This is a genomic window from Anaerobacillus sp. QJM3NY_17, assembly GCF_056173665.1.
In genome coordinates, this window is sequence record NZ_CM149685.1 from 3,848,962 (window position 1) to 3,861,561 (window position 12,600).

At 41.1% G+C, this 12,600-nt stretch carries 11 protein-coding genes; 5 read left to right on the forward strand and 6 right to left on the reverse strand.

Annotated elements, in window-relative coordinates:
• Positions 1-420 precede the first annotated feature (420 nt).
• A complete protein-coding gene (locus tag AC0VYV_RS19765; protein WP_475368043.1) occupies positions 421-1,449 on the forward strand; it encodes a glycosyltransferase in 1,029 nt (342 codons plus the stop codon).
• Between the two features lie 31 nt (positions 1,450-1,480).
• On the forward strand, positions 1,481-2,086 hold the full coding sequence (locus AC0VYV_RS19770; protein ID WP_475368044.1) for a polysaccharide deacetylase family protein: 606 nt from the start codon (positions 1,481-1,483) through the stop codon (positions 2,084-2,086).
• Between the two features lie 62 nt (positions 2,087-2,148).
• Here AC0VYV_RS19770 and AC0VYV_RS19775 read toward each other — a convergent pair whose 3' ends face one another.
• From AC0VYV_RS19775 to AC0VYV_RS19790, 4 genes are all read right to left on the reverse strand, one after another.
• A complete protein-coding gene (locus AC0VYV_RS19775) occupies positions 2,149-2,823 on the reverse strand; it encodes an MgtC/SapB family protein (protein WP_283153480.1) in 675 nt (224 codons plus the stop codon).
• Positions 2,824-2,996: 173 nt separating this feature from the next.
• A complete protein-coding gene (locus AC0VYV_RS19780) occupies positions 2,997-3,671 on the reverse strand; it encodes an MgtC/SapB family protein (RefSeq protein ID WP_194218586.1) in 675 nt (224 codons plus the stop codon).
• Between the two features lie 174 nt (positions 3,672-3,845).
• Positions 3,846-4,658: a YitT family protein gene (locus AC0VYV_RS19785; protein ID WP_194219568.1), complete on the reverse strand. Its 813-nt coding sequence runs from the start codon at positions 4,656-4,658 to the stop codon at positions 3,846-3,848.
• 348 nt (positions 4,659-5,006) lie between these two features.
• Positions 5,007-5,342, reverse strand: a complete 336-nt coding sequence (locus AC0VYV_RS19790) for a hypothetical protein (RefSeq protein WP_475368045.1) — start codon at positions 5,340-5,342, stop codon at positions 5,007-5,009.
• A gap of 314 nt (positions 5,343-5,656) precedes the next feature.
• Here AC0VYV_RS19790 and asnB point away from each other — a divergent pair, with 314 nt between their 5' ends.
• Positions 5,657-7,477 carry an asparagine synthase (glutamine-hydrolyzing) gene (asnB, locus tag AC0VYV_RS19795; RefSeq protein ID WP_475374153.1) on the forward strand — a complete coding sequence of 607 codons (1,821 nt, stop codon included), beginning with the start codon at positions 5,657-5,659 and terminating at the stop codon, positions 7,475-7,477.
• A gap of 303 nt (positions 7,478-7,780) precedes the next feature.
• Complete coding sequence (locus AC0VYV_RS19800; RefSeq protein ID WP_194218583.1) at positions 7,781-9,202, forward strand: peptide MFS transporter; 1,422 nt, start codon at positions 7,781-7,783, stop codon at positions 9,200-9,202.
• Between the two features lie 120 nt (positions 9,203-9,322).
• Here AC0VYV_RS19800 and AC0VYV_RS19805 read toward each other — a convergent pair whose 3' ends face one another.
• Positions 9,323-10,057, reverse strand: coding sequence for a GntR family transcriptional regulator (locus tag AC0VYV_RS19805; RefSeq protein ID WP_430243270.1), 735 nt, complete (start codon positions 10,055-10,057; stop codon positions 9,323-9,325).
• Between the two features lie 163 nt (positions 10,058-10,220).
• The gene (locus AC0VYV_RS19810) at positions 10,221-11,711 is read right to left on the reverse strand and encodes a plasmid pRiA4b ORF-3 family protein (RefSeq protein ID WP_475374154.1); all 1,491 of its coding nucleotides are present in this window, start codon (positions 11,709-11,711) and stop codon (positions 10,221-10,223) included.
• Between the two features lie 158 nt (positions 11,712-11,869).
• Here AC0VYV_RS19810 and AC0VYV_RS19815 point away from each other — a divergent pair, with 158 nt between their 5' ends.
• Complete coding sequence (locus AC0VYV_RS19815) at positions 11,870-12,592, forward strand: zinc ribbon domain-containing protein (RefSeq protein ID WP_475374155.1); 723 nt, start codon at positions 11,870-11,872, stop codon at positions 12,590-12,592.
• The last annotated feature ends 8 nt before the right edge of the window (positions 12,593-12,600 follow it).

Genomic DNA, 12,600 nt, shown 5'->3' on the forward strand with positions numbered 1-12,600 from the left:
TAGCCTACGTTAAAAGAGTGAAGCGCCCTATTCATAGGACGCTTCACTCTTTTATTTTGATATTAAACAAACGTTTATTTAACACCCATTACGCCTTCCGATAAGCCCTTCTCTCCGCATAGGACACACATTTAAAACAAACCGGCTTCCGATTTCCCTCATCATCTAAATAATATTGAGGACGTGTAGGTTTCCTATGACAAATCATACATTTCTCTAATCCAATTAACCTTCGAAAAAACCCCTTCATATTTGTCACACTCCTAATCTTTAGTAAACTAATATACAGTACGAACCAAAATCACAACTGTTCCTTCAATCAAACTTTATCAGAAGGAAGTTGAGAATACATGATATGACAAATATCGGGGAGTGCCTGTCACCACCCACACAACCCAAACGAACAAAGGATGAGCATGCATGAAAGTAATCCTCGCTACCCCTTTCTTTCACCAGCTTCGTGGAAATACGATCACCGTTCAGCGTATCGCTGATGGATTGAATCATTCTGGTGTCGAAACGGAAGTGATCTCCATAACAGAGCAAGACGATCAGCATCATTCCCTTAAAGATGCTGATTTGATTCACGGCTTTAATGCTTATCGTTTTTATCAATTTATAAAAGCAATAAGCCTTCCAATCACAAATTATACCGTTACACTAACGGGAACGGATTTGAACCATGATCTAAAGAACCCAACTAGAAAAAACGATGTTATTGCCTGTTTAACAAATGCATTAGCAGTCCATGTTTTTGATGAAAAGGCTAGGCGCATTGTTCTCGATATTTTACCGAAGTTAGAAAATAAGCTTTATGTGATTGCTCAAGGAACGGTTACCTCAAGAAAAAGAAACGTACCAGAGAACACCACACCGGACACGTTCCATTTTCTTCTTCCCGCAGGTATACGAAAAGTAAAAAACATTCCGTTCGCAATTAACAGTCTACTGGAATTACGCAAAACTCACCCAAACATTAACTTAACAATTGTCGGCCCAATAATAGAGCCTAATGAGGGAGAGGTCGTTCAGCAGTTAGTTTTAGAAAACAGTGACTGGGTGACTTATAAAGGAGTAATTCCTCATAAAGAGATGGAAGCATTATACAGAAATGCAGATGGTGTGATTAATACATCTCATAGCGAAGGACAATCCTCTGCTATCCTCGAGGCGATGAGTTTCGGTTTACCTGTACTCGTCTCAAAAAACAAAGGAAACATGAGCCTCGTTTCGAACGAAGAGACTGGTTTCGTTTATGATGGCATCAATCAATTCTTAACATATGCTATTCGTTTAATCGAGAAAGCGTCTCTCCGAGAAGTACTAGGTGAAAATGCAGCTACGTATGTTGAAGAGCACCATTCTGCGACACAAGAAATCTCAGCAATGGTTAACATGTACGAAAAAAGTCTGGCAGAGCTAAAGAAAGGAGAAAACGATGATGATTAAAAGTCCATGAGTCGTTGACAGCTCAAGGGTCGTGTACGACTCTATTGATCAAAACGTCATTACATCAGGAGAAAAAGGAGCAAATAAGACAGTCATCTTAACCTTTGATGATGGTCCAGGACGTGTGCTTCCTAAACTTCTCGATATTTTAAAAAAGGAAGAGGTACAAGGCATGTTTTTCTGGCAGTCACGCCTCCTCTATAAAGAAAGACCTTGGAAAAGAGTACTAGATGAAGGTCACCTAATTGGCACCCACTCTTGCAAACATCCTAATTTAACAAAACTTAGTTATGCCGAGCAGTTTGAGGAGCTTGAATACAGCAAGCTAAAAATCCACGAAATCACCGGCTCACCTGTGACTTATTTTAGGCCGCCGTTTGGTCAATATAACCTTGATACAATTAAAGCAGCTAAGGATCTTGGCTTAACAACGGTGATGTGGCGAATTAGCTCAATGGATTGGGAACTTGCACGCCATCCGGAAGAAATCTTACAAAATGTGATTCAGAACCTTGAAAATGGTGCCATTATTCTCCTTCATGAACTACAACAAACTATCCAGGTGCTCCCAGATCTAATCAAAAAAATCCGCGCCGAGGGCTATGAATTTTCCTTACTACCACCGTTGAAAAAATAAAAAAGAGGAGGTGGCTCATAAATGGCTACCTCCTTCCCTTTTTAGATCACGCAACGACTCATTTACCCTTCAACCTCTACTTCATTTACGCCTTCCACTTTTCGAAGAAGCTGATAAATATCCGTCGTATGATTTTTTTCAAACGTCATAAGTTTCAACTCAACTTGCGGGTTTCTATCTTTTGTATCTCGCACACGAACGTGTCGAATCTCAAAATCATTTGCCACAATGGCTTTCATAAAATGAGTCACATCTACACTTTTCTTTAACGTGATTTTGGCACGCATTTCCCGCTGTCTAAGTGCCTTTGGTCCAATCCGTTTGATGATCCATGGAAGAATATTCACACTGAACAGAATCAATCCAGCACCAACAAAAGCTTCATAATAAAAACCGGCACCCGCTGCTATTCCTAATCCAGATGCTCCCCAAATAATCGCTGCAGTTGTTAAGCCAGAAATCGCATCATTATTACGCCGCAAGATTACACCAGCACCGATAAAACCAATCCCAGAAACAATTTGAGCGGCCAATCGCATTGGATCCGTTCGAATATTCGGGGAAAGCTCCGCGAACGTTTCCGCTGATTCAATCGACACGATCGTTAACAAACAGCTGCTTACTGCAATGACAATACAAGTCTTTAAACCGAGTGGCTTATGCTTTAACTCGCGTTCAATTCCAATCAGTAATCCAAGCAAAGCTGAAATACTTAGTTTAATAAGCACAACTACCATCGTTCGTCATCTCCAACGTCGTAAAATAGAAGTAGCGCACCTCTGTATTACTCTATTCAGGAGAAGGAAACATTAGAATACGACGAATGGCCACTCCGAAGCACTTAGTTTAGAGTTCGACAAAATGTGAGCTAAATCGGGCGGTGACAGGCACCTTCGTGCCCCGCTACGCGCTACCCCTCAACCTCCACAAACGTTGCGCCGTCAATGTCTCTTAACTGCTGATAAATACTAGTCGTATGATTCGCTTCAAAGGTAAGCAGACGCAAATCTATTTGATGGTTTTTTTCCTTCGTATCGCGAACGCGAACGTGCTTGATTTCAAAATCGGCCGCCTGGATTGTTTTCATAAATGCGGTAATGTTCGTTCCTTTTCGAAGCGTAATTTTTGCTCTCATCTCACGCTGTCTTAGCTGGCTAGGGCCAATTTTTTTGATAATCCAGGGAAGGATATTTACGCTAAACAGGATCAAGCTCGCCCCTACAAACGCTTCAAAATAAAATCCCGCTCCTGCTGCGATACCTAGTCCAGAAGCTCCCCATATAATCGCCGCAGTTGTTAATCCTGAGATGGCATCGTTATTTCGTCTTAAAATAACGCCCGCCCCTATAAAACCGATTCCAGAAACAACTTGAGCAGCAAGTCGCATTGGATCTGTTCGGATGTTGTCAGATATCTGAGAGTACGTTTCAGCGGATTCAATGGAAACAATCGTTAATAAACAGCTGCTCACTGCAATGACCATACACGTTTTTAAACCTAGAGGCTTATGCTTTAACTCGCGTTCAATTCCAATCATGAGTCCTAGACAAGCTGATATACAAAGTTTAACGACGATAACTACCACGCGACACACCTGCCTTCAATAGATATTTCTATTATTTTACCAATAAAAGGAGCAAAGGATCAAAAGGAATTAACACTCACCCACGAAATAAACCAAATGCGTGAATTACACCACAAAAAAAAGAGTCGCTAGAGGATCATCCCCCGCAACTCTCAAACGACTTTTATATCATCACTAATGTATATCTTTTTTCTTAAAGCGACCGCCTCTTACTTCTGCAATATCGGCCATCGCAAGGAAAGCCGAATCATCATGGTCAGCGACAATGTCTTTTAATTTCGCTTCTTCTAGTCGAGTGATCACACAGAAAATCACTTTCTTATCATCACCAGAAAAAGCACCCTCGCCGTGCAAATAGGTTACCCCTCTGCCTAAGCGGCTTAAAATAGCATCGCCGAGTTCTTTATGGTTATCACTAATAATCCAAACGGACTTTGATTCATCAAGACCTTTGATCGTAATATCGATCATTTTATAAGCAACATAGTAGGCGAGCAATGAATACATCGCGCGATCAAAGCTGAATACGAATCCTGCGCTACCAAGAATGAACAGGTTCGCGAACATGATAATTTCTCCAACAGAGAACGGAAGCTTTTTACTCGCAAGAATCGCAAGAATTTCTGTTCCATCAAGTGATCCACCAAAACGAATGACCATTCCGACCCCAATTCCAAGGACCACTCCGCCAAACAATGTGGCTAAGAGAATGTCATCAGTAAAAGCCGGGACAGGATGCAATAGCGCAGTCGATATGGATAAAATCACGATACCGTACAGCGTTGAGAAAGCGAACGTCTTGCCAATTTGTTTGTAGCCAATATAAATAAACGGAAGGTTAAGAACGAATAAGAAAATTCCTAAGCTAATGCCACTTAAATGGGAGAGCATAATGGAAATACCAACAATCCCTCCGTCAATAACCTGATTGGGTACTAGAAAAACTTCTAGACCAACAGCCATAATAACGGCACCTAATGTAATCATAAACGTTCTTCTCGCTTTTTCTTGAAGCGGTGTTTTTTTATGAATTTTCGTTTCATTAATTAACTCTTCTAACGGTTTACTTTCACTCAAAATATTGCCTCCTCTTTATCTATCAAAACATTGTACTTATTTAAAATAAGATAACACTAACTGCAGTACACGATGACTAGACAGTTCCCTGAGAGCTTAATCCTCCCCATAATTGGGAGGGTTAAAAGAACAGCCCATCCGAAACGTTCAAGCTTGCTTTGCCATCATTATTTCGCTCAACTATGGGCATTCACCATTTTAAAATTTTCAAGAAAATGACATAGTAGTTCGGCATCATTGCTATTAGTGAATGATTGTTTATAGAAGGTTGATGAGGTAATTAGAGTGAACAGCATATACATTCAGGAAGCCTCTCGCATCAGGAAAAGCTTCTATTTGCATCATGTTTTTTTGAGGATATGTAAGATGATCCTGAAAGTTCTGCTCACTCGTAAACGGAACAAAAGGGCCAATGAGCTTTTGTTTCTGAAGTGAAACTGACGTCGGGGGAGGAATCAACTTTGCATCTGGGAGATAAGCAAATTCACTGATCGTCGGTTTATCGGCAGAATGATAATCATATTGATTTAATTGCTGTGCTGGATATATAAACACGAGAAAACCAAATAACATCAGCAGTAGCACCTGTCTCATCTCAAACCCTCCTCTCCCTGTCATACTTATCCACATCTTATTAATTTTATCACTGCTTGAAATTAATTGTCCACAAGTAGGCAACGCACGGGAGAAGTGATCGACAAAACTTGAGTTTTTTCGGGCGGTGACAGGCACCATTATTTCCCACCTCTTCCTAAAGAGCAAGACTATTACACTACTGTTTTTCCAACCAAGGAAAATAAAACCATTTTTACAGGCTCTTTCACATGTTGACCCTCCCCAAATAAGAGGAATACGATTGGAAAGTACTTTAGAAATTCAAGCAATCTATTAAGAAAGAAGGAATTGTTATGTGTGGCATTACAGGTTGGATTAATTGGTCTGGTGACCTCTCAACGGAGCAAGATACGCTAAAGAAAATGGCAGATTCTATTGCTCACCGTGGACCTGATGAAGAAGGATTCTGGCTATCAGAACAGGCGGCACTCGCTCATCGTCGTTTGATCGTTATTGATCCTCGCGGCGGTAAACAGCCGATGACGTCATCAGATCAACAACTTGTTCTTACGTATAACGGGGAACTCTACAATTATCGAGAATTAACACAGGAACTACAGCAGAAAGGACATACGTTCACTTCTAACTCAGATACAGAAGTTGTCCTACACGCTTACATGGAATGGAAAGAAGAATGCGTGAAACATTTTAACGGCATCTTCTCATTTGCGATCTGGGATAAAAAAGAACAACAGCTTTTCCTTGGCCGTGACCACCTCGGTGTCAAGCCGCTTTTCTATTCAAAACAGGGCGATTCACTCTTCTATGGCTCTGAAATGAAAGCGATTCTCGCGCACCCATCCGTGCAACCACAAGTCGACCGTAAAGGCCTTGCTGAAGTTTTCGGAATGGGACCTATGCGAACACCTGGACAGGCTATTTTCAAAGGGATTGATGAAGTTCGTCCTGGGCATTACGTGATCGCAACAGCCGATTCCATCGAAGAGCACCGCTATTGGAAGTTAGAATCAAAGCCTCATACAGATGATGTTGATAAAACTACTGAAACAATTCGTGAGCTTTTAACAGATACTGTTCAACGTCAGCTCATCTCTGATATGCCTGTTGTTTCGATGCTTTCAGGAGGACTTGATTCTAGTGGCCTAACAAGTCTTGCCGCTCAAGAATTCAAACAATCAGACAAAAAGCTAGGAACTTACTCGATCGATTTCGACCAAAACGAAGATCACTTCCAAAAGGATTTCCTCAGACATGATATGGACGAGCCGTGGGTCAAACGAGTGTCTGACCATGTTGGAACAGACCATCATTCTGTCACGTTCGGAGCGGACCAGCTGCTTTCAAATCTCCTTGAACCAATGAGAGGACGAGATCTGCCCGGCGTCGGTGAAATCGAAACATCGCTCTATCTTCTTTTCACAGAAATGAAAAAGGATGCTACCGTGGCGCTTTCTGGTGAGTCTGCCGATGAGGTATTCTCAGGTTATCCATGGTTCCATCAGGAAAAATATCTGGATGCTGAAGTATATCCATGGCTCGTGAACCTAAAAGGCATTTCTTCCGTGCTTTCTGAAGAAACGAAAAAACAAATTCAACCTGAGCAATACCAGAAAGAGCGTTTTGCAGAAGCTTATGAAGAAATTCCATTTCTTGAAGGCGAAAGTGAGTTTGAAGCGAAACAGCGTCAAATGTCTTACTTTTTCATCACACGATTCCTACCGTTTATGCTTGATCGCAAAGACCGTGCAAGTATGAAAACAGGCTTTGAAGTACGCGTACCTTTCTGTGATTATCGGATCGTTGAATACCTGTGGAACGTTCCAATTGATTACAAAAACGTCGATGACATTGAGAAAGGAATTCTACGTCGCGCTCTAAAAGGAACGCTTCCAGATGATGTCCTTTATCGTAAGAAAAGTGCGTATCCAAGTGATAAAGACCCAGTTTATCTTGAGGGCGTACAAAATTGGATGATCGACATTCTCGACAATCCAGATTCCCCTATTCTTTCATTAATTGATACGAAAAAAGTTCGTGCGATTGCTTCGAATGAGGCAGAAGGATTGAATACCGATCAAGTGAAAGGTCTCCTCGACTACTTGATTCAAATCAACGCATGGCTTGATGAATACGATATTGAGCTTGTCAGCTAACCAAATATCACCGGAGAACGACTAGGTCGTTCTCCTTATTTTTTTAATTCAACTGTAATCGTTAGAATGCTTCGTCTATTTTTCATAAATCTTTACATTCCTTCTTAAATGCAACCAAATTAACGGTTTAAAGGCATTATTGAATCAAAAAACCTCCAATTATCGACAATGAATCCGTGATACCTCCTTCTGTTTTTTTACATATTTGCAAAGATTTCAAAAAGGTGCACTTTTTCATTAACGCTTTAAATTGACAAATAATTTGCTAAAATGGGGAAGTTATAAAAAATTGGAGGTTTGATTATGGACACCACCATAGACGAGAAGCCAACGAAAAAAGGGAAGCTAAAACACCCTCCTGGCTTGTATCTTTTGTTTATCACAGAAATGTGGGAACGCTATAGCTTTTATGGTATGCGTTCAATTCTCATTCTTTATTTAACCGCTGAGTTAATTAGCGGAGGACTGGGGATGGATCAAGATAAAGCACTACTGCTTTACGGTATGTACACTGGTCTTGTTTACTTCACACCATTAATTGGTGGTTATTTAACCGATAAATTCATCGGATTAAGAACGGCCATTACCATTGGTGGTATTACAATGGCCATCGGTGATTTTACACTGTTTGCTGTCCAAGAACAATGGGGCCTTTATACCGGGTTATTGTTACTGATTATCGGTAATGGTTTTTTCAAACCTAATATTTCCACTCTTGTTGGAGAGCTATACAGTAAGAACGATAAGCGAAAAGATTCAGCGTTCACCATTTTCTATATGGGAATTAACCTTGGTGGCTTGATTTCACCATTAATTGCCGGTCTTTTATACGCTAATGTTTTCTATACAAATACAGGCGGCGTTGAAACATTTGGATTTAAATATGCATTTCTAGCATCATCAATTGGGATGATTATCGGACAAATTACTTTTAATCTACTTTCTAAAAAATATCTTGGTAATATTGGAAGAACACCATCCAGTAACCGTGTAACACCAACGATTGAAGGAAAAGCTAAGCCGCTTACAAAAATCGAAAAGCAGCGTACTTCAGTCATTCTAATCCTAGCCATTTTCACCGTTACATTCTGGGCAGGATTCGAACAAGCAGGTGCTTCCTTTACGCTTTATACAAGGGATTTCATAGATAGAACGGTCTTTGGCTACGAAGTACCAGTATCCTTCTTCCAATCACTGAACCCCATGTTTGTATTATTGCTAGCACCAATCATTTCAGCCATTTGGCTAAAACTAGCAAAATCAAAACGCGGTGATTTTGCCATTCCTACAAAAATGGCATTCGGTTTAATCCTACTTGGTGTCGGATTCATGGTAATGGTTCCGGCGGTTATGATGACCGGTAGTGATGAAGGAAACATTGCAGTGAAAGCTAGCATGCTATTTATGGTTGTGACGTACTTCTTCCATACACTTGGCGAACTATCGCTTTCACCAATCGGACTTTCTCTAGTTAGTAAAATGTCTCCAGTGAAAATCGCTTCACTATTGATGGGTGTTTGGTTCCTAAGTAACGCTGCTGCTAACTACCTTGCAGGTTACATCGCTTCACTCACAACATCAGCGGGCTATCTTGAAATCTTCATTTATTTAGGTGTCGCTGCTCTAAGTTTAGGTGTGATCCTGCTCTTGCTTTCTAAGAAGCTACAAAAACTCATGCATCTTGAAGAATTTAATGAGGATCATGTTGCTAAGCAGATGAACTAAACCAATAAAATAGGCTAGTCAAAAAAGGGTTTGCTCTCCAAATGGAGAGCAAACCCTTTTTCATTTATCGTTCACAGTTATTACTATCAATAAGTGATGTATTTATTTCCTGACCTCACTCTACCTCTCAAGCTCAATATTATAGTGATATTGATCGCTCCGGTACTTCGTTCTCGTATATTCGATCGGATGATCATTTATACCAAGACTTAGACGCGTCATTTCCAGGAGCGCTTCACCAGGGCGAATACCAAGTGCGTCTGCTTCGTTGATCGTGGCGTTAATGGCCGTGATTCGCTCACTCGCTTTTTTGAGATAATAGTGATGTTGTTCAAGTACTTCATAATACATCGCCTGATTAAGATCAAATTTAATTAAAATCTCGCCAATTTCCTTTGGCCAGCACGTTCGTTCAAGAGCTATCGGCACCTCGTCCGCAAAACGAATACGTTCCACAAGAAGGATTGGCTCACCTTCCGTTACCTTCAGCATATCGTTCTCATGGTAAAGGTCATCACGAAATTCTGCTCTCAGCACCTTTGAATGGGGAGTTTGTCCACGTTCCAACACTTCTTCAGCGAAGCCCCTAAGCTTCCCAAGATTTCCGATCAAATTCTGTGGTTTGACTACTGTTCCGCGCCCCTGCTTTTTCTCTAACAAGCCATTCTGCACAAGAATCGAAATCGCCTGCCTGATTGTCGTTCGACTTACATCAAATTCTTTGATGAGATCCTGTTCAGTAGGAATCAACGTATTCGGCTTCCAGGCACCGGTTTGAATTCGTTTGATCAGAACATCTTTTATTTGAAGGTATAGTGCTTCACCTTTATTATGATTGAGTTTATCTGATGACATATAAGCCTCTCCTCTTGAGCCGCCAACTGTTTGGCTCGGTTCATACATTCATTATAGCTAAAAAGGAGCTCGCTTTAAAAGAGTAGTACCATTCTTGAGGCTAGGATCCCTTTCTGATATACCACCCGTTCGACAAAGAAGGACAAACATCGGGCGGTGCCTGTCACCGCCTAACCTCTTCCACATTAAGTAGACGATTAACACGCACTAATCTAATACCGAGTTTGGTTGTCAGAGCTGAGATCTTGAGTGCAATTCGTTCTGAATCCACACAGATTTCAGCTGGCAAGAAACCGAGTTTATTAAGCATTTCTACTAGTGCAGCCTGTAGCTGTTTTCCATAATCTACTCTCTCAAACACCTGATAATAAACGATCATAGCCCCTTCATCTTCAACCCCAAGAACAACATTCGGAAAAAACGGACGTTCTCCATCTCTTTCCTGAATCGCTTCTTCTTCAAAGTATGATGCAAACTCAAGACGCATTTTCACCTGTCTATATTTCTGAATCCGCCTCATTTCAATCTCGGAAATCAGCACCGCCTCTTCCTCTTCAGGGTGTATAACAGCATTCATCACGCCATTTACCCACTGACCTGATTCCAGCAACCGTGCACGCCACCGCCCATCATAACCTTCTAACAAGTAGGCGTCATTCTTCTCCGTCTCTTCTACCACGTGAATCGCCTGCTTTAAGATCTCACAAAACGTCCGTACTTCCTTTCGAGAGAAATGCCACGGATAATATCCGGATGACATACTTCTAAAAACCGGCCATTCCTGCCGACCACGAAAACGAAGCCCCAGCTTTTTAATCCACCGAAGATCCTCTGTCTTTAACTCATCGCGAGCCTGAAACGCCAGCAATAAGCTACGCTCATATTCAATTACAGTCTGAATATCATCACGGCCATCCCTTACCGCCATTTTATAAGCAAGACCGTCATTACCAAGGTGGACGCCAAGCCCAAAGTGCTGCCCATTCATCCCGAGCACCGAACAATAAGCAACTTCATCCGTTCCCGGTATTTCTACAATGAACATCTCGTTGCTATGAATCCACTTCCAAGGTTGAAGCTTTCTATAGGCCATCGTAAGTTCAAAAAGCTCTTTCCACAGATCATGCTCACCTACCTCACTCTCTCTAAAAACAGCAAGTTGCTCATTAATACGCTTCATCTCACCTGCAGAAGGCATTTTTCCTTGCTCATACTGATGTCGCTTCCCTTCTTCAGGTGCGCCTTTATAGACCATTAAACATGTTGGAAAAGTTGCATCCTTCCGACCGCTAAACGCTTTTTCCAGAAAAATCTCATGCCGCCAGTTCTCCTCCGAACCATAAACGTATGTTAATGAAACCTGCTCCTCATTTAAAACATCCGAAATCCGAACTTTACGTTCATCACGCATTTCCATTCCAGCGTTTTGAGAATCTACTTGTGTGGGACCAATGAATAATTCACTTTCTTCATCACCTAATGTAAATAAATCGCGATGATCTATAATAAAATAATGATGATGTGCGTTCGACCAATTAAAAGCAATTTGTATGTATTCATGTAGCTCACTAAGAAAGATCGAATCATCTACCTCAAGTCGTCTCCAAATCTTTGATTTCATCTCAACTAGGCTTACTTTTATTTGGAAAATCACCATCTCTCATCCTTTCCTTACACTCTTGTAAAATGACTTTTTTCACAGTATAGCATGTCCCTCCGAAACACAGACTCGCCATTTTATGTGATAAATGACCTATCCCAGCAATATACATAGGATAGTAGCTTACTAAGACATGTTCGGAGGAATGTGTGTTGAAAAAAGGCCTAATCCTTACCCTCTCCATTGGAGGCGTAATCGCAACCATCCTTGTCAGCGTTTTAATCGGAGTGTTAATTGGGAACGCGGATCTTGAAGAAAACTACACCGAGGATTTGAAGAAAATCAAAGCAGAGATTACTGAATCTGAAAAGGCAGCGAAAGAAGAAGGTGAGAAGCTTCTATCGATTCAAAATGAAATGAGCAGTGCAGAAGAGCAGCTTGCGACTGAAACTCAGAATCTAGAAGAAGCTAAAGTAAAAGCTGAGGAAGTAAAAAAGTTACTCGATGAGAAGGAAAATGTCTCTGCAGATATTGAAAAGCTAAAAAAAGAAAAAGAAAGCACGAAAAAAGAAATGAGCAAGCTTGAAGATGACATTAAAGCGAAAAAGGATAAAGTGAGCACACTAGATGACACAATCAAAGCAAAGAAAAAGGAGATTGATCAACTCGAAGAAACCATCGTAAAGAAAAACGAAGAACCTATTAAACTCAGCGCCGGCCAATATATTGTTGGCAGCGATATCCCAGAAGGTCGGTATCAAGTAACGAACGTTGGAGAAGGCACAAACTTCTTCGTTTATAACCCAAGTGGATTACCAACAGTAAACACCATACTAGGAGATAGCATTGTTGGAACGGGGGATTTCGTCTTCTTCACCAGTGATGGGGATATGATCGAAACGCTAGGGCCGGTGAAATTAATTCCAGTCGAATAAACAACACA

Bases quoted from the DNA above. Each gene is read 5' to 3' on its own strand.
- AC0VYV_RS19765 (WP_475368043.1), top strand. From the start codon at position 421: ATGAAAGTAATCCTCGCTACCCCTTTCTTTCACCAGCTTCGTGGAAAT.
- AC0VYV_RS19775 (WP_283153480.1), bottom strand. From the start codon at position 2,823: ATGGTAGTTGTGCTTATTAAACTAAGTATTTCAGCTTTGCTTGGATTA.
- AC0VYV_RS19785 (WP_194219568.1), bottom strand. From the start codon at position 4,658: ATGATTACATTAGGTGCCGTTATTATGGCTGTTGGTCTAGAAGTTTTT.
- AC0VYV_RS19790 (WP_475368045.1), bottom strand. From the start codon at position 5,342: ATGAGACAGGTGCTACTGCTGATGTTATTTGGTTTTCTCGTGTTTATA.
- asnB (WP_475374153.1), top strand. From the start codon at position 5,657: ATGTGTGGCATTACAGGTTGGATTAATTGGTCTGGTGACCTCTCAACG.
- AC0VYV_RS19800 (WP_194218583.1), top strand. From the start codon at position 7,781: ATGGACACCACCATAGACGAGAAGCCAACGAAAAAAGGGAAGCTAAAA.
- AC0VYV_RS19805 (WP_430243270.1), bottom strand. From the start codon at position 10,057: ATGTCATCAGATAAACTCAATCATAATAAAGGTGAAGCACTATACCTT.